General features: G+C 60.9%; 24 protein-coding genes and 2 tRNA genes. 10 read left to right on the top strand and 16 right to left on the bottom strand.

Annotated elements, in window-relative coordinates; translation table 11 throughout:
* Positions 1 to 154 precede the first annotated feature (154 nt).
* Positions 155 to 793 (bottom strand): response regulator transcription factor, encoded by a 639-nt coding sequence (locus DA373_RS06020; protein ID WP_107851426.1) that lies wholly within the window; start codon positions 791 to 793, stop codon positions 155 to 157.
* Positions 794 to 923: 130 nt separating this feature from the next.
* Here DA373_RS06020 and DA373_RS06015 point away from each other — a divergent pair, with 130 nt between their 5' ends.
* From DA373_RS06015 to DA373_RS06000, 4 genes are all read left to right on the top strand, one after another.
* Complete coding sequence (locus DA373_RS06015) at positions 924 to 2237, top strand: MFS transporter (RefSeq protein WP_107851425.1); 1314 nt, start codon at positions 924 to 926, stop codon at positions 2235 to 2237.
* A gap of 11 nt (positions 2238 to 2248) precedes the next feature.
* Complete coding sequence (locus tag DA373_RS06010; protein ID WP_107851424.1) at positions 2249 to 2953, top strand: DUF3108 domain-containing protein; 705 nt, start codon at positions 2249 to 2251, stop codon at positions 2951 to 2953.
* A gap of 18 nt (positions 2954 to 2971) precedes the next feature.
* A complete protein-coding gene (locus tag DA373_RS06005; protein ID WP_107851423.1) occupies positions 2972 to 3598 on the top strand; it encodes an energy-coupling factor ABC transporter permease in 627 nt (208 codons plus the stop codon).
* A 143-nt stretch (positions 3599 to 3741) separates the two neighbouring features.
* The gene (locus tag DA373_RS06000; RefSeq protein ID WP_107851422.1) at positions 3742 to 4470 is read left to right on the top strand and encodes a DsbA family protein; all 729 of its coding nucleotides are present in this window, start codon (positions 3742 to 3744) and stop codon (positions 4468 to 4470) included.
* 243 nt (positions 4471 to 4713) lie between these two features.
* On the opposite strand, the gene ycaO is transcribed toward DA373_RS06000, so the two are convergent.
* The 3 genes from ycaO to DA373_RS05985 all read right to left on the bottom strand — a co-directional run bounded on the left by ycaO (position 4714) and on the right by DA373_RS05985 (position 8878).
* Entirely contained in the window at positions 4714 to 6471 is a 1758-nt protein-coding gene (gene ycaO, locus DA373_RS05995) for a 30S ribosomal protein S12 methylthiotransferase accessory factor YcaO (RefSeq protein ID WP_198650246.1), read from the bottom strand.
* A 267-nt stretch (positions 6472 to 6738) separates the two neighbouring features.
* Positions 6739 to 7842, bottom strand: coding sequence for an aspartate-semialdehyde dehydrogenase (gene asd / locus DA373_RS05990; RefSeq protein WP_107851437.1), 1104 nt, complete (start codon positions 7840 to 7842; stop codon positions 6739 to 6741).
* A gap of 124 nt (positions 7843 to 7966) precedes the next feature.
* Positions 7967 to 8878, bottom strand: coding sequence for a lysine exporter LysO family protein (locus DA373_RS05985; protein ID WP_107851420.1), 912 nt, complete (start codon positions 8876 to 8878; stop codon positions 7967 to 7969).
* A 394-nt stretch (positions 8879 to 9272) separates the two neighbouring features.
* Between DA373_RS05985 and DA373_RS05980 the strand changes: the two genes are divergently transcribed.
* The 4 genes from DA373_RS05980 to DA373_RS05965 all read left to right on the top strand — a co-directional run bounded on the left by DA373_RS05980 (position 9273) and on the right by DA373_RS05965 (position 12598).
* On the top strand, positions 9273 to 10043 hold the full coding sequence (locus DA373_RS05980; RefSeq protein ID WP_107851419.1) for an ABC transporter ATP-binding protein: 771 nt from the start codon (positions 9273 to 9275) through the stop codon (positions 10041 to 10043).
* A 30-nt stretch (positions 10044 to 10073) separates the two neighbouring features.
* A complete protein-coding gene (locus tag DA373_RS05975; RefSeq protein ID WP_107851418.1) occupies positions 10074 to 10850 on the top strand; it encodes an ABC transporter substrate-binding protein in 777 nt (258 codons plus the stop codon).
* Positions 10851 to 11161: 311 nt separating this feature from the next.
* Complete coding sequence (locus tag DA373_RS05970; RefSeq protein ID WP_107851417.1) at positions 11162 to 11902, top strand: ABC transporter permease; 741 nt, start codon at positions 11162 to 11164, stop codon at positions 11900 to 11902.
* Positions 11903 to 11905: 3 nt separating this feature from the next.
* Complete coding sequence (locus DA373_RS05965; RefSeq protein ID WP_107851416.1) at positions 11906 to 12598, top strand: ABC transporter permease; 693 nt, start codon at positions 11906 to 11908, stop codon at positions 12596 to 12598.
* A 130-nt stretch (positions 12599 to 12728) separates the two neighbouring features.
* On the opposite strand, the gene xthA is transcribed toward DA373_RS05965, so the two are convergent.
* Positions 12729 to 13538 carry an exodeoxyribonuclease III gene (xthA, locus tag DA373_RS05960; protein ID WP_107851415.1) on the bottom strand — a complete coding sequence of 270 codons (810 nt, stop codon included), beginning with the start codon at positions 13536 to 13538 and terminating at the stop codon, positions 12729 to 12731.
* 47 nt (positions 13539 to 13585) lie between these two features.
* Positions 13586 to 14356: an SDR family oxidoreductase gene (locus DA373_RS05955; RefSeq protein ID WP_107851414.1), complete on the bottom strand. Its 771-nt coding sequence runs from the start codon at positions 14354 to 14356 to the stop codon at positions 13586 to 13588.
* 195 nt (positions 14357 to 14551) lie between these two features.
* Between DA373_RS05955 and DA373_RS05950 the strand changes: the two genes are divergently transcribed.
* Positions 14552 to 15580, top strand: coding sequence for an efflux RND transporter periplasmic adaptor subunit (locus tag DA373_RS05950; protein WP_107851413.1), 1029 nt, complete (start codon positions 14552 to 14554; stop codon positions 15578 to 15580).
* Positions 15567 to 18656, top strand: coding sequence for an efflux RND transporter permease subunit (locus tag DA373_RS05945; RefSeq protein ID WP_107851412.1), 3090 nt, complete (start codon positions 15567 to 15569; stop codon positions 18654 to 18656). Before DA373_RS05950 ends, DA373_RS05945 begins: the two co-directional genes overlap by 14 nt.
* A gap of 158 nt (positions 18657 to 18814) precedes the next feature.
* Here the strand turns inward: DA373_RS05945 and DA373_RS05940 are convergent, their stop codons facing one another.
* From DA373_RS05940 to DA373_RS05895, 10 genes are all read right to left on the bottom strand, one after another.
* Positions 18815 to 19288, bottom strand: coding sequence for a hypothetical protein (locus DA373_RS05940; RefSeq protein WP_107851411.1), 474 nt, complete (start codon positions 19286 to 19288; stop codon positions 18815 to 18817).
* A gap of 117 nt (positions 19289 to 19405) precedes the next feature.
* Positions 19406 to 19490: transfer RNA gene (locus tag DA373_RS05935), tRNA-Tyr, on the bottom strand.
* A gap of 54 nt (positions 19491 to 19544) precedes the next feature.
* Positions 19545 to 19629 (bottom strand) — tRNA-Tyr (locus tag DA373_RS05930).
* A 124-nt stretch (positions 19630 to 19753) separates the two neighbouring features.
* Positions 19754 to 20839 carry a ketoacyl-ACP synthase III gene (locus DA373_RS05925; RefSeq protein ID WP_107851410.1) on the bottom strand — a complete coding sequence of 362 codons (1086 nt, stop codon included), beginning with the start codon at positions 20837 to 20839 and terminating at the stop codon, positions 19754 to 19756.
* 66 nt (positions 20840 to 20905) lie between these two features.
* Positions 20906 to 21283 carry a thiol-disulfide oxidoreductase DCC family protein gene (locus DA373_RS05920; RefSeq protein WP_107851409.1) on the bottom strand — a complete coding sequence of 126 codons (378 nt, stop codon included), beginning with the start codon at positions 21281 to 21283 and terminating at the stop codon, positions 20906 to 20908.
* 52 nt (positions 21284 to 21335) lie between these two features.
* On the bottom strand, positions 21336 to 22811 hold the full coding sequence (locus tag DA373_RS05915; RefSeq protein ID WP_107851408.1) for a carboxypeptidase M32: 1476 nt from the start codon (positions 22809 to 22811) through the stop codon (positions 21336 to 21338).
* Positions 22812 to 22834: 23 nt separating this feature from the next.
* Complete coding sequence (gene smrA / locus DA373_RS05910) at positions 22835 to 23428, bottom strand: DNA endonuclease SmrA (RefSeq protein WP_107851407.1); 594 nt, start codon at positions 23426 to 23428, stop codon at positions 22835 to 22837.
* Between the two features lie 113 nt (positions 23429 to 23541).
* The gene (locus DA373_RS05905) at positions 23542 to 23691 is read right to left on the bottom strand and encodes a DUF3149 domain-containing protein (RefSeq protein WP_107851406.1); all 150 of its coding nucleotides are present in this window, start codon (positions 23689 to 23691) and stop codon (positions 23542 to 23544) included.
* A gap of 70 nt (positions 23692 to 23761) precedes the next feature.
* The gene (locus DA373_RS05900; protein WP_107851405.1) at positions 23762 to 24613 is read right to left on the bottom strand and encodes a TraB/GumN family protein; all 852 of its coding nucleotides are present in this window, start codon (positions 24611 to 24613) and stop codon (positions 23762 to 23764) included.
* 54 nt (positions 24614 to 24667) lie between these two features.
* Positions 24668 to 25498, bottom strand: coding sequence for an SDR family oxidoreductase (locus DA373_RS05895; RefSeq protein WP_107851404.1), 831 nt, complete (start codon positions 25496 to 25498; stop codon positions 24668 to 24670).
* Positions 25499 to 25542 lie beyond the last annotated feature (44 nt).

The following is a 25542-nucleotide window of genomic DNA, read 5'->3' as shown; positions in this document are numbered from 1 at the left end:
GGACTGGGGAATAGGGATTGGTATGTAGCTGCCGCTTTAGCTGGCAGAGCCTGTGCAACAGGCTTTGAATGTCTCGTTGTCTGCGAGCTTGCGCCGGCTAAAGCGGCGCCTACATGACGCCGATCCCCAAGTCCCGAGTTCCCATTCCCGCCGTTCAGAACTCCCCGCCTTCCAGCTGCGACAGGGCGATCACCGCCTGGGTACGGTTTTTCACTCCCAGCTTGCGGAAAATGGCGGTGACATGGGCCTTGATGGTGGCTTCCGACACCTCCAGCTCATAGGCAATCTGCTTGTTGAGCTTGCCTTCCGACAGCATGGTGAGCACCTTGAACTGCTGGGGGGTCAGGCTCGACAACCGCTCGGCCATGTCGTCTTCGGGCGCATCGTCCAGGCTGATGTCTTCCGGAAACCAGCCATCCCCTTCCAGCACGGTATTGAGGGCGCTGACCAGGGTAGCCATGGGCGCCGACTTGGGAATAAAGCCTACTGCGCCCAGGCGCATGGCCTGCTGCACCACCGCCGGCTCTTCACTGGCGGACACTACCACCACCGGCAGCGCCGGGTACAGGGCGCGCAGCCGGGTCAGGCCGGAAAAGCCGCTGGCGCCGGGCATTTTCAGATCCAGCAACAGCAGGTCGACTTCGTCCGTTTCCGACAACAGTTGCATCAAATTGTCGATACTGTCTACTTCCTGCAAACGGGCACCTTGCACCGCCAGCTGAACGGCCTGATGCAGGGCATTGCGAAACAGGGGGTGGTCATCGGCAATAATAATGCTGTAAGCCGCGTCCATGGTGCGATCCTTGTGTCGGGGAAAGTATTCAATGGAAACTGATTCCATGATTAATTGTATGATAGGGGTTTGCAGCACGGCTGAGAACTCTCCGGCCCCATTTTCGTGATCCAACAAAACGAGCTGAAGGATGTTTGGCAATGAATCCCAGAAAAGGCATGGCCTGATGGCGGGCCTGCTGAACCACGACGAAGACGCCCGCGTCTGCAAGGACATTCCCGATGAGGCCTGCCGGCAGGTGGCCGGCAACCGGCGCTGGCTTATTCTGGCACAACTGGCCACGGCGCTGGCCGAATTGATGGTGAATGCCAAAACCGTATTGCCCTGGCTGCTTCAGGCGGTGGGGGCTCCGGTGTGGCTGATTGGCTGGCTGGTGCCGATACGGGAAAGCGGCTCCATGTTACCCCAGTTGTTTCTGGGCGCCCGGGTGCGGCAAATGCCGCTGCGCAAGGGCGCCTGGCTGTGGGGGGCCGGATTGCAGGCCATTTGTCTGGTGCTGATGGCACTGGCGGCATTGCTTGGCTCGGGCTGGTTCGCCGGCGTGTTGCTGCTGATATTGCTGGCGCTGATGAGCCTGTCCCGCGGGCTGTGCTCCATTGCCGCCAAGGACGTGCTCGGCAAGACCATTCCCAAAAACGAGCGGGGCAGGGTAACCGGCACCGGCGCCAGTCTGGCGGGCGGAGTGGGCCTGCTGTTTGGCCTGTTGCTGAGCGTGCTGGGCGACCTGCCGCTGTGGGGCTATGTGTGTATTCTGCTGGCGGCGGCGCTGGTGTGGATGCTGGGCATGCTCTGTTACCGGCACATTCAGGAATATCCCGGCGCCACCGAGGGGGGAGTGAATGGCTGGCGCCATGCCCTTGACAGCCTGAAGCTGGTGCGGAGCGATGCCGCCTTTAGGCGCTTTCTGCTGGTGCGGACCCTGCTGATGTCCACCGCCCTGGTAACGCCATACTATGTGTTGCTTGCCCGGGAATATAATGGCGGCCTGCAGGTGCTGGGTGGTCTGGTGATCGCTCAGGGGCTGGCGCAGTTTGCCAGCAGCTGGGTCTGGGGCCGGCTGGCGGATGTGTCGTCCCGGCGCGTGATGCAGCTGGCCGGTGTGATTGCCGCCCTGCTGGGGCTGGTGGTATGGCTGCATCTGGGCATGGGGGGCACGGCGCCGGCGGGCTATTTTGCCGTGGTGATTTTTATTCTCAGTCTGGCCCACGCCGGTGTTCGGGTAGGACGCAAGACGTTTCTGGTGGATCTGGCCGGGGGGGACAAGCGCACCGACTATGTGGCGGTGAGCAATACCCTGATGGGAATTCTGTTGCTGGTGGCGGGAGCGCTGAGCATGCTGCTGGCGCTGTTGTCGGGGCTGGCGGTGATCTTGGTGTTTTCTGTGCTGACCCTTCTTGGTGTATGGTTGGCACAGGGCCTGCCTGACGCTCAGGCCAACTCATAAGAGGAACAAACATGTTGCAAAAATGCCTGCTGGCGCTTGCCGGCCTGATGATGGCAACGTCTGCCGCTGCGCGGGATATCGAGCAGCTGCGCGCCGAGTTTTCGGTCATACTCAACGGCGATCCCACCCGGGGGGTGAATACCCTGACCATTGACCGCAACCGGGATCGGTATCATGTGCATTTCTCCCTGCGGCACTGGTTGCTGGATGTGGATCAAAAGGCCAGTTTTGCCTGGCAGGACTGCACCGCCCGTCCCGACACCTTCAGTTACAAGGCCAAGACCCTGGGGATCACCCGGGAAGAGCGGCTGGTGTTTGATCAGGGCACCGACATGGTGCTGTATCAGGACAAGGACGGCGACAAGCTGCTGTCGGCGGAAGGTGGGGTGTTTGATCCGGTCAGCTTCTTTTTTGAGGCCCGCTGTGACCTGATGGCCGGCAAGCAGGGTTTTGACTACAGGGTGATCCGCGATGGTGAAATCAAGGACACCCCGTTCAAGGTGGTGGGAACCGAGGCGCTGCGTACCGGTATCGGTACCCTGGATACCCTGATCGTGGAGCGGGACCGGGGCGACAGCAAGCGCAAGACCCGCTTCTGGGTGGCGCCGGAGCTCGACTACCTGCTGGTGCAGATAAGCCACGAGGAAAACCGTCAGCTGGCGGTAACCGCCACCCTCAGCAAAATGACGTATCAACTGGCTCAGGTCAGTCACTAGGGCGCCGGGAATAGTGTCATGATGTGGATTCTGGGCGCTCTGGTGGTGACGCTGGCGGCCTGGCGACTGGACTGGCGTGCCCTGCTGGCAGACAAGCGCCGCCAGCACCTGTGTTTTGGCGCAGCCATGGCGCTGGTGCCGCTGTGGATGCTGCAGGCGGGCATTCGCGACGGCCTGGAGGTGCATTTTATCGGCCTGACCACCCTGGCGCTGATGCTGGGCTGGCGCATGAGCCAGCTGATGGCGCTGCTGCCACTGTTGCTGGTTACCGCCTTTGGCATTGAAACCTGGCCGGACTTTGCGGTGAATCTGGTGCTGGGGGTGATCCTGCCCATTGCGGTCAGCTATTTTGTGTTTCTGCTGACATACAGCTACCTGTACCGGCACCTGTTTGTGTATATCTTCGTGGCCGGTTTTTTCAATGCGGCCCTGACCATGGCCGTCAAGAGCCTGGCCATGGCCGGCTATATGGTGTGGGCAGGTGAGTACAGCTGGCAGGTGGTGCAGAACGATTATCTCAGCATATTGCCGTTGCTGTTGTTCCCCGAGGCGCTGCTCAATGGCATGGCCATCACCCTGCTGGTGGTGTTCCGGCCCCAGTGGGTGTGCACCTTTTATGACAGGGATTACCTGATCAACAAATAACGGGGAGCTTCTGGTGGCCTGCCGTTTCCGGTGGGTGTGTCTTTTTTATGACAGGGACTATCTGCTCAACAAGTAACATGGCTTCTGGTGACCGGTGGGCTCTGGTAGGCTGTGCTGACTCATTGCGTACAAGCGAGAACAACATGAAACATCGTGCACTGAAAATTCTGGTTCCCATGCTGGCCATGGGGCTGGCGGCCCCGGCCATGGCCGAGATGAGCCGGGAAGAGTTCCAGCAACGGGTGCGGGAAGCCCTGATGGCCGAGCCGGAGATGCTGCGGGACGCCATTGTCAAGCTGGAAGAAAACGATCGCCTGGCCCAGCAGGCAGAGTTTGCCAAACAGCTCAAGGAGCAGTCGGCCCAGCTGTTTGACAACAAGACCGACGGCATTATGGGCAACCCCAATGGCAAGATTGAGATGGTGTATTTCACCGACTACAACTGCCCTTACTGCCACCGGCTGAATCAGACGCTGGTCAAGATCATCAAGGACGAGCCCGAGCTCAAGATAATAGTGAAGGACATTGGCATTCTGGGCCCGGACTCGGTGCAGGCGGCACGGCTGGCGCTGGCAGCGGCCCAGGATGCCCCCAAACAGTATGAAGAGCTGCACCAGGCACTGATGAGCCAGAAGCGGGTGCAGGCGGCAGCCCTGGCCACCATTGCCGGCAAGGCCGGGCTTGATGCCAGGGAGCTGCAGGCCAGGGCCGACAGCAACGAAATTGCCGACAAGCTGAACCAGAACCTGACCCTGTTCCGGGCCCTGGGCCTTAACGGCACCCCGGCGCTGGTGTTCCCCGACGGCACCCTGGTACCCGGCGCCATCGACGAAGCGGGTCTGAAGGATATTCTGAAAAAGCAGAAATCCTGATTAAGAGCAGGGATTAGGGAATGGGGATTGGGGACTGGAACCGTCTCCCATTTGTCAGATAGCAAAAGACCCGGGCCAAGGCCCGGGTCTTTGTTTTACTGAAGCGAGAGCTTAGGGTTGCCGCTTCGCGTCAATATGCGGGCAGGCTGCCCGCGCTCCAAGGGTGGCACGATTCGGTGGAGTGCAGGCTGCCAGCCTGCATTAGCACCGAAGGTGCTCCAGAGTGGGCAGCCTTAATTCCGCTTACTTCCAGCTGGCGGCGCGCTTGGCTTTTTGCAGCTTTTCGTAGGTGGCCAGCAGCGCCTGATGAGCGGCGAAGTCCTGCAGGCTTTCGTCGGCGGCGGTCAGGCCGTTGAAGCGGGCGCTGCCGTCAATCTGGGCCCAGGCCTCGGCCACCGTTTCCTCGCCAAACATGCGGTCAAAGGCGGCGCGGTACCGGGCCGGCTCGCGATCGTCGGACAGATGCAGCTCCAGCGAGGCCTTCAGGCAGCGGTAATAACGGGCACGTGCTTCGGTAAACACCGAGGCATTAAAGCTCAGGGTCCAGTCGGCGTAGTCGAGGGCGGTTTCCAGCTCGCCGGCGGCCAGGGCCAGCATGCACTTGAGCTCGCCCACCCGCAGGGTATGCCAGGCTGTGCCCTTGTTGGGCGCGATGCCGATCAGCTCGCGTACCCGGGTAAAGTCGTCCAGACCTTCCTCTTCCAGCCGGTCGTACAGGACCATCAGCTGCTCGCCGTCGGCGTCGCTGCCCGGCAGGCTCAGCAGGGTGGCGCGCAGGCCGGCGCCCATGTTGTTGTTGGCCAGCTCCAGATCTTCCACCGGGTAGATGTCGGACATGCCGGGCACCAGAATGCGGCAGGCATACACGCCCAGGTGTTCGTAGTCGGCGATGTACACCGGCTGCTCCAGCTCGTTGAAGATGGCCATCAGGTGGTTGAACTCTTCTTCCGAGCTGCCGCTGAAGTCCCAGTCGGCAAAGTCGTAATCGGCTTGATCCTGGAACAGATCCCAGCTGATCAGACCGGAAGAGTCGATAAAGTGGGTTTCCAGGTTGTGGTGGTCGGCCACTTCGTCGTCGTCAAAGGACGGCGGCACAAATACGTCCAGATCCTTCAGGCTGCGGCCCTGCAGCAGCTCGGTCACGGTGCGCTCCAGCGCCACCGCAAAGCGGGGGTGGGCGCCGAAGGAAGCGAAACAGGTGCTGTTGGCCGGGTTGAACAACACCACGCAGATCACCGGGTAACGGCCGCCGAGCGACGCATCATAGACAAAGATCGGGAAGCCTTCCGCTTCCAGGGCGGCGATGGACTCCTGAATATGCGGATAGCGGGCCATCACCTCGTCGGGAATCGCCGGCAGGCTGATGCGCTCACTGATGATGCGGTTCTTGATGGAGCGCTCAAACACCTCCGACAAGCCCTGAGTGCGGGCCTCGGTTTTGGTGTTGCCGGCGCTCATGCCGTTGGACACATACAGGTTGCCAACGATATTCATGGGAATATAAACGGTTTCATTGTCACCCTGGCGCTCAAAGGGCAGGGCGCAGATGCCGCGCTCTTCGTTGCCGGACTGCAGATCGATGAGCATGCCGGCGGTCAGCGCCTGCTCGGGATCGTAAAAACCGCGCGTATAGTCATCCAGCAGGCCGGCGGGCAGGCGGTTGTCGGCGGGAATGGGGAACCACTTTTCATTGGGGTAATGCACAAAATCGCCCTCGGCGATATCGCGGCCCAGATAGAAGTCGGCAAAGAAATAGTTGGTGGCCAGACGCTCAAAATATTCGCCCAGGGCCGAGGCCAGTGCCGCTTTTTTGGTGGCGCCCTTGCCGTTGGTAAAGCACAGCGGGCAGTCCTTGTCGCGAATATGCACCGACCACACATGAGGCACCGGATTCAGCCAGGATGCTTCCTCAATATTGAAGCCCAGGGCCTTCAGTTTGTCCTGAAAACGGCTGATGGAGTCTTCTAGGGCGGCGTCCTTGCTGGGAATAAAGGTTTTCATGAGTACCTCGGGCATGATCGGCAAAAAAGGGGGCCGATCCTAACCCGGGGCGATAATTTGAACAAGTACAAAGGCGAGGCCGGGAAGCCGTTGTAGGCGCCACTTTAGTTGGCGCAAACTCTCAGAGGGCCATGCATTCAAAGCCTGTTTCACAGGCTCTGCCGGCTAAAGCGGCAGCTACCAGACACCGTTGCTTCGCTCTGGGGTGAATTGCCACCAACAAAAACGCCCGCACGGGGCGGGCGTTATCAGTGCGGTAGCCGATGCTTACGGCAGCAGGTGCAGCATGCGGCGCAGGGGCTCGGCGGCGCCCCACAGCAGCTGGTCGCCCACGGTAAAGGCAGACAGGTACTCGGGGCCCATGTTCAGCTTGCGCAGGCGGCCTACCGGTACGCTCAGGGTGCCGGTGACGGCGGCCGGGGTCAGCTCGTCCATGGACTGCTGGCGATCGTTGGGAATCACCTTCACCCAGTCGTTGTGACTGGCCAGCAGCTTTTCGATCTCGGGAATGGAGATGTCTTTCTTCAGCTTGATGGTGAAAGACTGGCTGTGGCAGCGCAGGGCGCCGATGCGCACGCACAGGCCGTCTACCGGAATGGCGGCGGCGGTCTGCAGGATCTTGTTGGTCTCTGCCTGACCCTTCCATTCTTCACGGCTCTGGCCGTTTTCCAGCTGGGAGTCGATCCAGGGGATCAGGCTGCCGGCCAGGGGTACACCGAAGTTGTCTACCGGCAGGTCGCCGCTGCGGGTTTTCTCGGTAACCTTGCGCTCCAGCTCCAGAATGGCAGAAGAGGGATCGGCCAGCTCGTCGGCCACTTCGTCACGCAGCATGCCCATCTGGGTGACCAGCTCGCGCATATGGCGGGCACCGCCACCGGAGGCGGCCTGATAGGTGGACACCGCCACCCACTCCACCAGATCCTGTTCAAACAGACCACCCAGGGCCATCAGCATCAGGCTCACGGTACAGTTGCCGCCCACAAAGGTTTTGGTGCCCTTGGCCAGGGCGTCCTGGATCTGCTTGCCGTTTACCGGATCCAGCACGATCAGGGCCTCGTCGTCCATGCGCAGGGCAGAGGCGGCGTCAATCCAGTAACCGTTCCAGCCGGCGGCGCGCAGCCTGGGATAAACTTCCTTGGTGTAGTCGCCGCCCTGGCAGGTCAGTACCACGTCCAGTGCCTTCAGCGCTTCGATGTCAAAGGCGTCCTGCAGGGTGCCGGCGTCTTTACCGAAGTCGGGGGCAGGCTGACCGGCCTGGGAGGTGGTGAAGAAGACAGGATCGATACGGGCGAAATCACCTTCTTCCACCATGCGGCTCATCAGAACGGAGCCGACCATACCGCGCCAGCCGACCAGACCTACTTTTTTCATCATTCAGTGTCCTTTCTTTGAAAGAGAATCAAAACCTGCTATCCACCATACTGATTGCGCGCAAAGGTGCAAGGGGAAAGCATAACATGCTGGTTGTTTTTTGAGCCTTGTCATCGCTCCGGGATCAGCCGGCGGTAAATGACAGAAAACCAAGGATCAGCACAGGGCCCGCCAGGCTCAGTACAAAGCCCGAGACAATGGCCACCGGCACGATGGCCACGCCACCGGAGCGCTGCAGCACCGGCAGGGTAAAGTCCATGGAGGTGGCGCCGCCATAGCCGATGGCGCAGGACGGATGCCGGCGCATCAGCGCCGGTATGATCAGAATGGCGATCAGCTCCCGGGCCAGATCGTTGAGAAAGGCGGCGCTGCCCATTACCGGGCCGAGGGCGTCGCCAATCAGAATGCCCGACAGCGAATACCAGCCGTTGCCCGAGGCAAAGGCCAGCCCCTGGGTCAGCGGCAGGTCCAGCAGCCAGGCGCCGGCCAGGCCCCCCAGCCAGGAGCTGACCACCACCATCAGGGCAATGGCCAGGCCCCAGCGGTTGAGCAAAATCTGGCGCAGTTTCATGCCGGAGTTGCGCAGCTGAATGCCGATAAGCAGCAACAGCAGCATCAGCGCCCACTCGCTCAGGGTCTCTACCGCGAACCATTCGGGATCAAGAAACTGACCCAGCCCCAGGCCGCCCAGAATCACCAGACACAGCTTGACCGAGTCCAGCAGCAACGCCCATTTACTGATGACGGGGGCGCCGCGTTCTCCTTCCACCCGGCCCCGGCGCAGATCCAGCAGCCAGAGTCCGGCCAGGTTGCAGGCCGTGATGCAGGCCAGAAAAACACCGCAGAGAGTAAAAATAGTGCCCAGGTGAGTACTAAGATTATCCACAAAGGCCAGGCTGATGCCCATCAGGAACAGGATCAGGTACACCATGCGCGCCACCGCCAGGTTGATAAAGTGCACCAGCGACTGGGAGCGACAGGGAACGCAATAGCCGAGGGCCAGGGGCAGTAATACGATGAGCATGCCGGAGTACATGAGAATAATCTTCCAATTGATTTGTCAGCGCAATTTTTGACCATAATTGTCAATTGGAACAGCATACGTGAGCAATTCGTTAAAAAAAAGCCGGCGGACCGGCTTTTATCAGTAACGGCTTGATTTGCTATGCAGTTCATTCGGCCGGGGGCATTTAACCACCGGCTGTTGTGCAGAACAGGGTGACATTTTATTCTGGTTTGGTGCATAATTTTATACTGTTCAGTGGTTTTTTTTAGTATAAAAAACCGACAAGGCTGGAGATTTATGGCTGATCGTGTTGTTATTGAGCGATTCAAGTGATAACTTTTGCCGCAAAGGTTAACGGCTTGTTAACCGGAACAGGCAATCAGGACAGGGTCCGCAGAGCGGCCCGCAACAAAAGGTCTAACGGATGAGCAAACCCGCCCTCGAAGTCACGGGCCTGCACAAGCGCTATGGCTCGCTGGAAGTACTTAAAGGCATTGATCTCACCGCCGACAAGGGAGACGTGATCTCCATTATCGGCTCGTCCGGCTCCGGCAAATCCACCTTTCTGCGCTGCATCAACCTGCTGGAAACCCCGTCCGCGGGCGAAGTCAGGCTTCATGGCGAGCTGATAGAAATGCGCACCAACAACCGCGCCGGCGAACGCGAACCGGCGAACATGCGCCAGGTGGAGCGCATTCGCTCGCGTCTGGCGATGGTGTTCCAGAGCTTTAATCTCTGGTCGCACATGACCATTCTGCAGAACATCATCGAAGTGCCGGTGCATGTATTGGGCGTTCCCAAAAAGGAAGCCATCGAAAAGGGTGAGGCCCTGCTCAAGCGGGTAGGCCTCTATGAGCGCCGGGACTATTACCCGGGCCATCTGTCCGGCGGTCAGCAGCAACGTGCCGCCATTGCCCGGGCACTGGCGGTGGAGCCGGAGGTGATGCTGTTTGACGAGCCCACCTCGGCGCTGGATCCGGAACTGGTGGGGGAAGTACTGGGCGTGATGCGCAGCCTGGCGGAAGAAGGCCGTACCATGCTGGTGGTGACCCACGAAATGAGCTTTGCCCGGGATGTATCGAACAAGCTGATGTTTCTGCATCAGGGCGTGGTGGAAGAGCAGGGCAATCCCAAAGAGGTGTTTGCCAACCCTTCCTCCGAGCGGTTCCGGCAATTTATTTCTTCGGTTTACTGAATCAAGGTGAATAACACAAGGAGCAAGTCCATGAAAAAAGTATGGGTTGCGGGCGCCATCATGGCGGCCCTGGCGGCGGGCGCCGTGCAGGCAAAGGAATGGAAAACCGTGCGGTTCGGCATTGAAGGCGCCTATCCGCCGTTTTCCTGGACCGATGAAAACGGCGAGCTGCAGGGCTTTGACGTGGACATGGCCAATGCCCTGTGTGAGCAGATGCAGGTGAAATGCCAGCTGGTGGCGCAGGACTGGGACGGCATTATTCCCGCCCTGCTGGCGCGCAAGTATGACGCCATTATTGCCGCCATGTCGATTACCGAAGAGCGCAAGCGCACCGTCGACTTTACCGGCAAATATGCCCTGGTGCCCAACAAGTTTGTGGCGCCGAAAGGCGCCGAGTTTGAGCTCAGCAAGGAAGGCCTGGCGGGCAAGAAGGTGGGGGTGCAGATCGCCACCACCCACGACAAATATCTTACCGACAACTTTGGCGACGACGTTAACCTGGTGCGCTACGGCAACGCCGATGAGGCTTATCTGGATCTCAAGGCCGGCCGGGTGGACTATGTCTTCCTCGACGCCACCGCCATTGAGGAAGGTCTGCTCAACAAGGAAGGCGGTGATGCCTTTGAATTTGTGGGCCCCTCGGTGACCGATGAACGCTGGTTCGGCGAAGGCTTTGGCATTGCGGTGCGCAAGCAGGACAAGGATCTGAAGGAAAAGCTGAATCAGGCCATTCTGGATTTGCGTGAAAACGGCAAGTACCAGGAAGTAAACAGCAAGTACTTCGATTACGACGTTTACGGCGAGTAATCGGCGCTGGCTGGCTGTGCACTCCTGTACCGGCCAAAAACCAGATTCGAGCGCAGGCTCGCCGCAGGTAAATGCCACTCAATGTGTCAACCCGCTGCGAACATACTTAATGTTCGGTCGGGCCGAAACATTTCGTCACGGCGAGCAAGCTCGCCCCACTGGGGGCTCCGCTGCGCTTCTGACCGCCATGGATGGCGGGAATGCCGAACATGCAGGAGCAATTTTCGGCCCTGGCGCAGAGGTCCTGCTTATCGAACCCTGGTTTTTGCCCTCCTACGGTGTGGAGCTGGCCGGCATAACAGGAAGTGGTTATGTTCGATTTAAAAGGTTATGAAGGCGCCCTGCTGGAAGGCGCCTGGGTCACCCTGCAGGTGGCCTTGTTGTCACTGCTGCTGGCGGTGACCCTGGGGTTGCTGGGGGCGCTGGCCAAGCTGTCGCCGGTGCGTCCGGCGCGCTGGCTGGCGACCTTCTACACCACAGTGATTCGGGGAATTCCCGATCTGGTGCTGATGATGCTGATCTTCTTCGGCGGTCAGGTGCTGCTGAATAATTCCCTTTACGGTCTGAATGAAACCCTTAACGAGTGGATTGGCGGTGGCGATCCCAATCACGAGTGGACCAGCTATCTGCCCGACTACATAGAGATTAGTCCCTATATTGCCGGCATTGTCACCATCGGCTTTATTTTTGGCGCCTATATGGCGGAAACCTTTCGCGGCGCCATTCTGTCGGTGGACAAGGGCGAGCTGGAAGCGGCCCGGGCCTATGGTATGCCTCCCTGGCTGGTGTTTCGCCGGGTGCTGTTTCCGCAGATGATGCGTCATGCCCTGCCGGGCCTGGGCAACAACTGGCTGGTGCTGCTCAAGACCACGGCGCTGGTGTCGATCATCGGCCTCGATGACATGGTGCGCAAGGCCTCGCTGGCGGCGGGCGCCACTCAGCTGCCCTTTACCTTTTACATGGCGGTGGCGCTGATCTTTCTGCTATTCACTACCCTGTCCACCTCCATGCTGCGCTGGGCCGAGCGCCATTACGCCATTCCGGGAAGGTAAGCCATGGACTTTTCAATCATTCTCAACGAGTGGCCGGTGTACTGGCAGGGCCTTTATACCACCGTCTGGCTGGTATTTCTGGCGCTGGTGCTGGGGCTGCTGATCGCGGTGCCCATGGGCATTATGCGCAACAGTGGCAACTGGCTGCTGAAGGGGCCGGCCTGGGCCTATATTTACTTCTTTCGCGGCACGCCGCTGCTGGTGCAGCTGTTTCTGATCTATTACGGCGCCGGTCAGTGGCAGTGGCTGAAGGACTCGGCGGCCTGGGAGTGGTTCAGCCAGGCCTGGTTCTGCGCCGTGCTGGCCTTTACCCTGAACACCAGTGCCTACACCGCCGAGATTATTCGCGGCGCCATCAATGCCATGCCCAAAGGGGAAATAGAAGCCGCCTATGCCTTTGGCATGAGCCGGCTGACCACCCTGCGGCGCATTATTCTGCCCAACTCCTTTCGCCGGGCGCTGCCTGCCTACAGCAACGAGGTGATCTTTATGCTGCACGGTTCGGCGGTGGCGGGGGTGATCACCATAGTGGACCTCACCGGGGCGGCCCGTATCGTCAACTCCCGCTACTACTCCCCCTTTGAGGCGTTTCTGGCGGCGGGCCTGATTTATATGTGCCTGACCTTCCTGCTGGTCTGGGGCTTTCGCCGGCTGGAAAACCGCTGGTTCCGGCACCTGCGGCCGCGCAAGGCCTGACCCGGGGAATGGGGAATGGGGAATAGGGAGCAGGGAATGGTAGGCCCGAATTTATTCGGGCAAGCCATACATACCGTAACGCTATTGCCCCAATAAATTGGGGCCTACAGCCCCGAGCTTAAAGACGCTCTTAATCCTTGAAACTGGCCCAGATGGGGGCGTGATCCGAGGGCTTTTCGATGCCGCGCAACTCATAGTCGATGCCGGTGTCGGTTAACTGCTCCAGCAAGGGCTGAGTGGCCAGGATCAGATCGATGCGCAGGCCGCGGTTGTCGTTAAAACCCTTGCTGCGGTAGTCGAACCAGGAATAGGTCTCGGCGTTGTCCGGGTTCTGCTTGCGCCAGGTATCACTCAGGCCCCAGCTCAGCAGCCGCTCCATCCATTCCCGCTCTTCCGGCAGAAACGAGCACTTGCCGTCCCGCAGCCAGCGTTTGCGGTTGGGCTCGCCGATACCGATGTCCGAATCGGTGTGGGAAATATTCATGTCTCCGATCACCACCAGCGCCTCGTCGGGCTGGTGATGCTCATTCAGGTAATGCTGCAGATCCTGATAAAAGCGCTCCTTGGCCGGAAACTTGGTTTCATGCTTGCGGTTTTCCCCCTGGGGAAAATAGCCGTTCAGTACGGTCAAGGGGCTGCCGTCGGGGCGGATAAAGCGGCCGATGATCATGCGCCGCTGGGCCTCTTCATCGTCGGTGGGAAAACCCTTCACAATGGCCTGGGCCGGCTCCTTGCTCAGCAGGGCCACGCCGTAATGGGCCTTCTGGCCGTGAAAATAGACGTGGTAGCCCATGGTCTGCACCGCTTCCAGCGGAAAGGCCTCGTCGTGCACCTTGGTTTCCTGCAGGCCGATAATGTCGGGGTTGTGCTTGTCGATCAGTGCCCGCAGCTGGTGCAGGCGGGCGCGCAGGCCGTTGATATTGAAGGAAATGACTTTCATAGCGGGATGAGGTTGAAAAATTTGGCCTCATGCTAGCAGAAAGCGCTTCAATCGGCAGCCGGGTTGTCGGAGAGAGCGTCCCGGTAGATCATGCGTTTGCTCATGCCGCCATCCACAATAAACTCCTGGCCGGTAATAAAGGCGCTCTCACTTGAGAGCAGAAAGCGCGCCATGGCCGCCACGTCTTCCGCTTTACCCACCCGGCCGGCCGGGTGCTGGGCATGATCTTCCGGCCCCGGTGCCGGGGAGTCACCCGGTTGCAGGGCAGAGACATCAATCCAGCCCGGACTGATAATATTGACCCTCACCCGTGGCCCCAGGCTCACTGCCAGAGCGTGAGTCAGCGCCACCAGCCCCCCCTTGGACGCGGCGTAGGCTTCGCTGTCGGCTTCCGACTGGTGTGCCCGGGTGGAGCCGATATTGACGATGGCGCCGCCGGCTTTCAGCAGGGGAGACAAATGTTTGCAGATCAGCATGGGACCGGTGAGGTTGACCGCCAGCACCCGTTGCCAGTGGCTTAAGGACAGTTTGTCGATGGACTCGTGAAATGGCTGGCTGATGGCGGCATTGTTGATAATGCCGTTCAGCCGGCCGCACTGCCGCTCCACCAGCCGGGCCAGGCTCAGCACCGAAGGCTCGTCGGTCACATCCAGGTGCACCAGTTGCAGGCCCGGGATATTGGCATCGTCCAGCCGGGCCAGTGCTTCCTTGTCGATATCCACTCCCAGCACCTGATAGTCGTGCTCGAGAAAATAACGGGTCATGGCCAGACCCAGGCCCCGGGCCGCCCCGGTAATCACGATAGTGCCATTCTTCATGCCGACTCCCCGCATGCCTTATTGTCTCAATAAGCGTAGCGGGATTTTGCTTCATCGCTGCCGGTCTGATGGGGTTGCCACATTTTGTAACAATTTTGCCGGACACAGACATAGTCTGGCGTTATCAAACAGGTACACTGATGGCAGCCTCATCAAACAGGTACACTGATGGCAGCCTCAGCCAAGGAAAAGTGCATGAAAAACAAATATTCCCCGCTGGTTCTGCTGGCCTGTCTGTTGCTGCCCGAATCTGGCCATGCCCAGGCTCAGGTCAGGCAGGGCCCGGTGGTCCGTGCGGTGACGGTTACCGAGCAACAACTGCCGGCCACCCTGCAGCTGGTGGGCACCCTCAAGGCCAACCAGCGGGTGGCCATTGCTCCTCAGATCAGCGCCCGGGTCACGCAAGTGCACTTTGTGCCGGGCCAGCAGGTGGAAAAAGGGCAGTTGCTGCTCAGTCTGGATGACAGGGCGGCCCTGGCCGCCGTGAACGAGGCCAGGGCCGCCCTGCGGGATGCCAGGCGCATTCTGGCTAATTTTCAGGCTCTGTTTAAGCGCAAGGCCGTTACCCAGACCGAGCTGGAAGGCCAGCAGGCGGCGGTGGCCATGGCCGAGGCCAGACTGCAGGCGGCACAGGTTCAGGCGGACTACCTCAGGCTGACGGCGCCCTTTGCCGGCGTGATGGGGTTGAGCGATGTGGCGCCGGGCAGCCTGCTCGGCGCCAATGACCAGGTGGCCGAGCTTTATGACACAAGCCGGCTCAAGCTGGATCTGGCGGTACCGGAAAAACACTTTCTCAAGCTGAGCGTGGGGGACATGCTGCAGGCCACCACGGATGCCCATGGTGAGCGGCCCTTCACCGGCCGGCTGGCCGTGATAGCGCCGGCGGTGGATGCCGACACCCTCACCGCCCGGGTACGGCTGGAGTTCGACAACCGCGACGGCGCCCTGGTGCCGGGCATGCTGATGCGGGTGCAGCTGACCCTGGACGAGGGCGCCAGTCTGGCGGTGCCGGCCAGTAGTCTGCTTTATGCGGGTAATCAGCGTTATGTGTATGTGGTGGACGACACCGGCAAGGTCAGCCGGCGCAGTGTGACCGTGGGCCGAAACCTGGGCGACTGGGTTCAGGTGAAAGCAGGACTGGCCGCTGGCGAGCGGGTGGTGCATGAGGGCGTGGTCAAGCTGCGTGACGGCATTCAGGCAGAGGTGATTGATGCGGCTCTCTGATATTGCCATTGCCCGGCCGGTGCTGGCCACCGTGCTCAGCCTGATGCTGTGCGTATTTGGCCTGATTTCCTTTTTTGAGCTGCCGCTGCGGGAAATGCCCGATACCACCTCACCCATAGTGACCGTGCGTACCGACTACACCGGCGCCAGCGCCAGTGTGATGGAAAGCCAGGTGACCAGGCGGCTCGAAGACGAGCTATCGGGGATCAGTGGCGTTAAATTTATCAGCTCCAGCACCAGTGACGGCAGCTCGCGCATTACCGTGGAGTTCGAGCCCGAGCGGGATCTGGACAATGCCGCCAGCGATGTGCGTGAAGCGGTCTCCAGAGCGTCGCGTCAGTTGCCTGACGACGCCGATGCCCCCGTGGTGACCAAGGACACCGGCCGCAACGACGTGATCCTGTGGGTGACCCTGAGGTCCACCGGCCTGTCGGCGCTGGAGCTGGGGGATTACGCCGAAAATGTGCTGGCGGATCGTTTCAGCCTGCTCGACGGGGTCAGCTCGGTATGGGTGGGGGGGCGCAAGGAGCGGGTGATGAATGTGCGCCTGAATACCGCGGCCATGGCGGTGCGCGGGGTGACCGTGGCCGACATTGCCGCCGCTTTGCGCAGTCAGAACGTGGAGCTGCCGGCGGGCATTCTGGAAAACGAACAGCAGAACTTTGCCGCCCGTATTGCCCGGGGTTACAACAGCGCCGCCGACTTTGAAAATCTGGCCATACGCCGTACCGGCACCGGTGAGCGTATCTACCTGCGGGATGTGGCCGAGATTCGGGAAGGGGAAAAACCGGAAGATACCCTGTTTCGTTCCAACGGCCAGAATGTGGTGGGCCTTGGCATTGTCAAACAAACCCAGGCCAATACCCTGGAGGTGATTGAAGGGGTCAAGCGGGCGGTGCTGGCCCAGCAGCCCTTTTTGCCCGACAACACCGAGCTGACCTGGACCTACGACAGCTCGGTGTTTATTGAAAGTGCCATCAATGAGGTCTACCGCACCCTGATGATCACCATGGCGCTGGTGGTGCTGGTGATCTACATCTTTCTGGGCCAGGTGCGCGCTACCCTGATCCCGGCGGTCACGGTGCCGGTATCCCTGGTCAGCGCCTTTGTTGTGGCGCTGGTCATGGGCTTTTCGGTCAATCTCATTACCCTGATGGCGCTGATCATGGCCATCGGCCTGGTGGTGGACGATGCCATTGTGGTGCTGGAAAACATTCATCATCACCTGGAGCGGGGCCGCAGACCCCTGGCGGCGGCCTGGCACGGTACCCGGGAGGTGGGCTTTGCGGTGATCGCCACTACGCTTACGCTGATTTCGGTGTTTCTGCCCATTGTGTTTATGGGGGGCATCATTGGCCGCATCTTTACCGAATTTGCGGTGTTGCTGGCGGCGGCGGTGGGCTTTTCGTCGCTGGTGGCCCTGACCCTGAGCCCGGTGATGAGCAGCAAACTGCTGCAGTCCAGGTCGTCACAGGGCTGGCTGGCGCGACATTTCGATGCGCTGTTTGCCCGTCTTGAGCGGGGTTACCGCCGCCTGCTGGAGCGGGAGCTCAGTCATGGCTGGTGGGCGCCGCTTGCCATGGTGGCCGCGCTGGGGGTGATTGCACTGCTGTTTCGGGACATTCCCCAGAGCCTGACACCCAGAGAAGACAGGGGCGTGGTGTTCGTGATCGTCAAGGGGGCCGAGGGCGCCAGCTTTGAGCGCATGAGCCGGGCCATGGGGGAAGTGGAAAGCCGGCTGATGCCGCTGCGGGAAGCCGGCATTATCACCAGCCTGACGGTACGCACTCCGGGGTTTGGTGGCGGTGTGAACAGCGGCATCATGTTTGCGAGCCTGTCCGGCTGGGACGAGCGCAGCATGCCCGCTGACGCGGTGGCCGGACGTATTCGTCAACTTACCCGGGACGTCACCGAGGTGCTGGTGATCCCCATATTGCCGTCGTCCATTCGTGGTGGTTCCAGCACACCGGTGGAGTTTGTGCTTGGCGGCGCTGATTATGATCAGCTGCTGGACTGGGCCGAGCAACTCAGAGCCCTGGCCCGGGATAATCCGGGGCTGAGTGATCTGGAACTCGACTTTGACCGCACCAAGCCCGAACTGCTGGTGCAGGTAGACCAGCAAAAGGCCGCCCGTCTCGGCATCTCGGTGACCGAGGTGGCCGACAGCCTCAATGTGATGCTCGGCGGACAGGCCATTACCACCTATGCCCGCCAGGGCGAGGAATATGACGTTTTTCTCAAGGGGCGCGAGAGCGACTTCAGCCGGCTGGACGATTTGGCCTCGCTTTATCTGCGCAGCGGCGGGGGCGAGCTGGTCTCCCTCGACAACCTGGTGACCCTTGACGAACAGGGCGCACCGGGCTCACTGAACCACTATAACCGCAAGAAGGCGATCACCCTGAGCGCCAACCTTGAAGGCAGCTACAGCCTGGGCGAGGCGCTGGATTACCTGGACGGCCTGGTGCGCGATAACCTGCCCGATACGGCCACCGTTGACTACAAGGGGGAGTCCCTGGAATACCGTACCAACCAGGGCGATGTGGCCTTTGTGTTCGGACTGGCGCTGGTGGTGGTGTTTCTGATCCTGGCGGCCCAGTTCGAGAGTTTTGTGCATCCCTTTATCGTGCTGCTGACCGTGCCCCTGGGCCTGGTGGGCGGCCTGCTGGGACTCTGGCTGTCCGGTATCAGCCTCAACGCCTACAGTCAGGTGGCCATGGTGATGCTGATAGGCCTGGTCACCAAGAACGGCATTTTGATCGTGGAGTTCGCCAACCAGTTGCGGGACAGAGGGCTGGAGTTTGACCGGGCGCTCACCGAGGCGGCGGTGCGCCGGTTAAGGCCCATTCTGATGACCGCCTTTACCACGGTGGCCGGCGCCGTCCCCTTGATCCTGGCCAGCGGGGCCGGGGCAGAGAGCCGGCAGTCGGTGGGTATGGTGGTGTTTGGTGGCGTGGCCCTGGCCACCCTGCTCACGCTGTTTATCGTGCCGGCCATGTACCGCATGCTGGCCCGCCACACCCGCTCGCCGGAGCATCAGCAACGGCGGCTGGAGACTGAGCTGAACGAGCCCGACTGACGTTTTATACCAATGACATTAAGCAAGTGAGCTGTTTGGCCCTGTTGTAGCTGCCACTTTAGTCGGCAGGGCCTGTGCAACAGGCCTTGAAGACACAGTCGTCTGCAGATTTGCGCCAGCTAAAGCGGCGCCTACAGCTCAGATGGTTGGTATTACCATTACCAGCCGGGCGGTGCCACTACCCGGTAGCCGTGCCGGTAAGGGCGGAAGTAATTGCCGCCATGGTAATAGTAGGACTCTCCACCCAGGTGAAAGCTGACGTAACCGCCGGGCAGCTCCCGGATCAGGCTGCCCAGCGGCAGCACGATGGAAATGCCGGCGCGGGGCCTGTGCTGATGGCGTGGCGGTGCATAATAATGGCGCGGCGCCGAATAATGATAACGCTCAATCACCCGCACCCGGTGTTTGTGGCGATAATGCTTGTGTTTGCGGTGATGGCGAAAGGCCTTGTGGCGGTGCTCGGCGCGATAATGCCGGCGGTGCTCGTGATAGTGGCCGTAAGGCTGGTAATGGGACTGCAGCCGGTGATCGTGCCGGCGATGGTCCCGATCCGCCAGAGCCAGTGAGGGCAGCATCAAGACTGCCAGCAGGGGAAGCAGCCGGACTCCGGAATGAAAACGTGAATATGCCATGACATATCTCCTTTACTGCTCGGCCGCGGCAGGCTGCCGTGGCGCTCGGAGATACTTTAAGTATGGGCCATTCTCGGGACATAAAAAAGCCGGCGCAGTGCGCCGGCTTTTCAAGGATGGTGGAGGGAGCTGGATTCGAACCAGCGAAGGCTGAGCCGTCAGATTTACAGTCTGATCCCTTTGGCCACTCGGGAACCCCTCCACGAGTAAACGTTCAAATTGTGTGGTTCAGCGCCGCAGCGATGTACCGAATAGGTGGTGGAGGGAGCTGGATTCGAACCAGCGAAGGCTGAGCCGTCAGATTTACAGTCTGATCCCTTTGGCCACTCGGGAACCCCTCCACATCAGTGGGGCGCATACTACCAAAACGAACGCCGATGTGAACCCCTGAAAGCAATTAATTTGCCGCAACTGGTGCATTTACACCCAGTTGGGGTTCAATTGCCCAATAATTACACTTTTTTATCACTCATCACGCCGAGCCTGCCGGCAGCCCTCAATGGCCGGTGCCAGCAATTCCAGTGCGCTGTGCTCACAGGCCGGCAGGGTGGCGTTGCTGTGGCTCAGAGGTGTGACCCGCTCACCCCAGCGGATCACCCCGGCGCCCCAGGTCAGGCCGGCACCAAAGGCGGCGGTGAGCAGCAGGGCGCCGGGGCGCACCCGGCCCTGCTCCAGGGCTTCACACAGGGCGATGGGTACGGTGGCCGCCGAGGTGTTGCCGTAGTCGGCAATATTGAGCACCACCCTGTCACGGGGCAGCGCCATTTTTTTGGCCAGGGTCTCAATAATGCGTACATTGGCCTGGTGAGGCAGCAGCAGATCGATATGCTCCGGGCTGACGCCGGCCTGATCCAGCACAAAGGCGGCAGCCTCTCCCATGCCCCGCACCGCCCGCTTGAAGATCTCCTGACCTTCAAAGTTCACTTCAAACAGGCCGTCTACATGGGCAAAGCGGGTGCGGCAGGTGCCCGAGTCGGGGACCGCCAGAATGTCTCTGGCCTCGGCGTCGCAGCCCAGCTTGTCGGCCAGCAGCCCCACAGGCGCGTTGCTGGCTTCCAGCACCACGGCGCCGGCACCATCGCCAAACAGCACGGCGGTGTCGCGCCGGGTCCAGTCCAGATAATGGGTCAGGCGTTCGGCACCGATCACCAGCACCCGGTTCATGCTGCCGGCCCGGATCAGCGCCGAGCCCACGCTCAGGCCATAAATAAAGCCGGTGCAGGCAGCATTGAGGTCAAACACGGCGGCGGCCGGAATGCCCAGATTGCGCTGCACCGCCGACGCGGCGCTGGGCACCAGGCTGTCGGGGCTGGCGGTAGCCAGAATAATGCCGTCAATTTGAGCGGCATCCAGGCCGGCGGCGGCCAGGGCATGGCGGGCGGCGACGGTGGCAAGCTCGGAGGTGTTGACGTGAGAAATGCGCCGGGTGCGAATGCCGGTGCGGCTCTGAATCCAGTCGTCGGAGGTATCGAGGAAGGTGCTGAGGTCGTCATTGCTCAGCACGGCCGGCGGCAGGCACTTGCCCCAGCCGGTGATATTGGCATAACGCATGGCATTCCCGCTTGTTGAGAAAATGTTAATCGATTATGCCCAAGGTCAGGTGAACTGTCACTCGGCTCAGAGCCGTCCTTCCCGCTCCAGCCGGTTGCGCACCCAGTGCCGGTAAAGCCAGGACAAGGCCGGGCGGATCACCGGCAGGCCGATCAGCATGGCCAGCGGCCTCAGGCGCGGCACCCGTTTCATCAGCAGAATATAGGCGTCCAGCTCCGAATAGATCTCGCCTTCGGCGGTTTGCACATGCAGCTCCTGCAAGGCCTGCTGAGGGCTGATGCCCAGGCTGAGCAGCACTTCTTCCCGGCCGGTAATATCAAACCAGCCAACGTCACTGCCTTTTTCTCCGGCCCAGCGTTCGTACCGTTCCCTGTCCCGAATGCAGCTTTCGCAGGAGCCGTCATAAAACACCACCAGCCGGTGGCGTGGTTTTTTTCCATCCAATACATGTCCTCCATGGCCTCATCCTTAAGGCCTGTATTCAGCATAGCCCTGATCAACCGAGGTAGCGCTGTTCCAGGTGACGGCGAAAGGGCGTGGCGCTCAGGGCACAGCCACTGGCCCGGGTCATCAGCGCTTCGGTGGAATGCAGGCTGGCATGACGCCACACCTTTTGCTGCAGCCAGTCAAATACGGCGGGCAGGCTCTCGCCGATAAGCCGGTCAATGGAGCCCAGCTGCTGTTGCATGGCGTCGGCCAGCTGAGCGGCATAGATGGCCCCCAGGGTATAGCTGGGAAAATAGCCAAAGCTGCCGTCGGTCCAGTGAATGTCCTGCAGGCAGCCGTTTTTGTAATCACCTTGAGTATTCAGTCCCAGATATTGCTGCATCAGCTGGTTCCAGCGCTCGGGCAGATGGCGGGCTTCCAGCCGGCCTTCGATCAGATCCCGCTCTATGTCATAGCGCAGCATGATGTGGGCCGGGTAGGTGACCTCGTCGGCGTCCACTCGAATAAGGCCCGGCTGCACCCGGGTATAGAGCCGGGCCAGGTTGTCGGGTGCAAAGGCCGGTTGCTCGCCAAAGTGTTGCGCCAGCAGCGGGGACAGGCGGGCGAGAAAGGCTGGATGACGGGCCAGCTGCATTTCAAAGAACAGGCTCTGGGATTCGTGTACCCCCATGGAGCGGGCCTGGCCCACCGGCAGCCGGCGCCACTGGGCGGGCAGGCCCTGCTCGTAACGGGCATGGCCGGTTTCATGAATAATGCCCATCAGTGCCTGGGCCACGTCATTTTCGTCGTAGCGGGTAGTCAGGCGCACGTCTTCGCTGACGCCGCCGCAAAAGGGATGAACGCTCACATCCAGCCGGCCGTGATTAAAGTCAAAGCCGAGCCAGTTCATCACCTCCAGCCCGAGGGTCTTCTGCGTGTCGGTGGCAAAGGGGCCCTGCAGCGGCAGCAGGGGCTCACCCCGCTGCTTGTCCTGCACCTCGGCAATCAGTCCCGGCAGCCAGTCGCTCAGCTCGCCGAACAGCCCGTCCAGCGTCTGGCTGCGCATGCCCGGCTCGTATTGCTCCAGCAGGCTGTCGTAGCGGGACAGTCCCAATGCATCGGCCCGGGCGCTGGCCGCTTCCCGTGACAGGGCCACCACTTCTTCAAACAGCGGCAGAAAGCCGGCCCAGTCGTTGGCCGGACGCAGACTGCGCCAGGCATGCTCGCAGCGGGAGCCGGCCAGGGAGCGGGCCCGAACCAGATCCGCCGGCAACAGGGTGGCATCGCGCCAGGCCCGGCGCATCTCGGCCAGGCTTTGCTGCTGGTCAGGGGCAAGAGACTCGTTCTCTGCCTGGGCAAACCAGTCGCCCAGACGTTCGTCCTGCAGCTGCCGGTGGCACAGCACCGCCAGGGTGCCGAGGGCCTCGGCCCTGGCCTCGTTGCCACCGGCGGGCATCATGGTAGCCTGATCCCAGCCGCAGATGGCGCCCAGGTGCTGCAGGTGGTGCAGTTGTTCAAAATGCTGTTCCAGTGCGGAATATGACATAAGGGGATCCTTGAAATAAAAGGTCAGCCCTGGCGGCTTTGCAGCCGCTCGCGGGTGTGTTGTTTGGCCTGCTCACTCTTGCGCAGCAAGACATAAAGGCAGCCGCTGCCGCCGTGCTGGCGCAAGGCGCTGTGGCAGGCCAGCACCTCCGGCAGGTGAGGCAGCCAGCCGGACACATAGCTCTTGAGCAGGGCCGGCGGCTGACTGCGCTCGCCCTTGCCATGAACGATGATCACCGAGCGCAGATCCTGGCGCAGGCTGGCGCGAATAAAATTCAGCAGGGCATCCCGGGCGCGCTCCACACTGTGATTGTGCAGATCGAGGCGGGCCTCGCAGGGGTATTTGCCCAGGCGCAGCTTTTTGAATACACCGTCCTGCACGCCGGGCTTTTTGTAGCTGACGATGTCGTCGGGGCGCAGCAGCACCACGCTGTCAAGAGACAGGCCGGGCCCGGCCGCCTCGGCCTCGGTTTCGGCAGCGCGGCGCCGCTCGGCCAGGGCGGCGGGATCCCGCTCGTCGCGGTGTCCGGCGGGCAGGGTGTCCTGCTCAATGGGGGTCAGGCCGTCCAGCTCTCTGAGAAAGGACGACCAGTCGGGCGACCAGTCGGAATGGCTCATAGCGCGGCTCCTTTTATTTGGAATTAGCCGCAGTATAAGCCAGTGAAATGAAAGGGGGAACGACAGAACCCGGGGGAGGAGGAGGTCGGGTCCTGCCGTTGATTAACGCTGTGTCAGTGGCCGGTCTGGTTGGGGTCGGACTTCATCACCTTGTAGACGAAGTAGCCGGCGTAAAAGCTGATAAGCAAAGTGGTGGCGATGATCACCATCATGGACATAAAGCCCACGTCACTGCCAAACATTAAATCGAGCCAGAATGCCATGGGGTGTCTCCTTGTGCGTTCTCCGTTGAACACATCCTAACGAGACCACACCGGCTGATGCTGATCCTGATCAATAAAGCGGCTTGTCCTCATGTTTAACAAGGGTATAGCCGGCCTGTTTCAGCAGGGAAACGAGACCCCGATCACCATAAAGGTGCAGGGCGCCCACCACCATCAGTGCCCGTTGCGGCGCCAGCTGCTCCAGTCGCTGCAGCCACAGGTGATTGCGTCGTGTCAGCAGCTCCTGCTCGATAAACCGGGTCAGGGCCGGGCTTTGCTGTTCCTGCAGCAGTGCCAGCAGGGTTTGTTCATCACCTTTCAGCCAGGCATCAAGCAGATGATTGAGATGCGCCTGCATCTGCTCCAGCTCCTGCAGGATGTGCTCAACAAAGTCCTGTTCCAGGCCGCGTTCATGCAGGGAGGCCAGCAAGCCCATCACCATGGACGGCTGCTCCAGCCCGGCGACCGGCAGGCCTCGCTCCCGGGCCAGCAACCGCAACTGCATATCCACCCCCTGGCGACTGTGAAAGCCAAGCTCGGCGGCCCGGTACTGGGTCAGTTGCAGCGTTGCAAACCAGGGCGGCAGCCGGCGCAGCTGTGACTGGCCGGAACGCGCCACGGCCTGCTCCAGCTTTTCAGCCAGGCGGGGGCCCAGCCGATCCTGCCAGCTGGCGCCGGGCTGCAGCAGGTGGGCAAAGCTGCCGGGATCAATACCGAGGGGATCCACTTCCAGCAACAGCAGCTCGCTGTGTGCCAGCGCGTGCAGCAGAGGGGGCGGCAGGGGGTCGAGACGCTCATCGGCAATATGCACCGAGCCAAACAGCCAAAGCTGCTGGCTGCCCCGGGTGGCCTGCCACAGGGCAGGGGCGGCAAGCAGCTGGCCGCACCACAGCCCCAGTAAAAGATACAGCAATGCTTTCATGTTATTTCGCCGTGTTGAATGTCGTCCTGAGTATGGTTCCTGCCGCCGTCATGTTCAGCCGCCGGCCTTTAACATCAGCCGGTCCAGGGCCCGGTTGCTCAGCAGCCGGCGCAGCCAGCCCAGCATTTTGGTGGGCTGAGTGACCGGATAACGGATTCTGGGGGTGCTGCTGGTCAGGGCGTGCAACAGCGGCGGCAGACAGGCTTCCGGCCCCAGGCTGTAGCGGGAGCTGGGGCCGGGCTTTTCCAGCCGGGCCAGGGTCTGCTCATAACCGGTGCGGTGGCGGCTTTGATCCACCTGAATATGGCGCAGAAAGGCGGCTTTGGCGTTGGCACGAAAACGGGTTTCGATGGGGCCGGGCTCCAGCAGGCTGACGTGAACATGAGTGCCGGCCAGCTCCAGGCGCAGGGTGTCGGTATAGCCTTCCAGAGCAAACTTGGTGGCATTGTAGGCGCCGCGATACTGCATGGCCACCAGTCCCAGCACCGAGCTGTTCTGAATAATACGGCCCTCGCCGGCCTTGAGCATCAGCGGCAGCACCAGCCGGGTCAGGTGATGGGTGCCAAACAGATTGGTATTGAACTGCTCGCGCAGGGCGGCGGTAGGCAGGTCTTCCAGGGCGCCGGGCTGGCCGTAGGCGCCGTTGTTGAACAGACCATAAAGGGTGCCGCCGGTCAGCGACAGGGCCTGCTCCAGCCCCTGCTCTATGCTGGTGTCATCGGCCAGATCCAGCCGGACCGCCGGCAGACCTTCTTCCCTTAACCGCACCACGTCTTCTTCGTGTCGTGCCGAGGCGATAACGTGAAAACCCTGCTGCTGCAGATAATGGGCGGCACTGTGGCCGATGCCGCTGGAGCAACCGGTGATGAGAACGGATCTGGTCATGAATGGCTCCCATTGTGAAGGTGGGGCCAATGTAGCAGAAAAAA

The organism is Oceanimonas marisflavi (genome assembly GCF_003049725.1).
Taxonomy (GTDB): Bacteria; Pseudomonadota; Gammaproteobacteria; order Enterobacterales; family Aeromonadaceae; genus Oceanimonas; species Oceanimonas marisflavi.
Note: the sequence above shows the minus strand (reverse complement) of the source record. Positions and strands in the feature narration are given on the sequence as shown.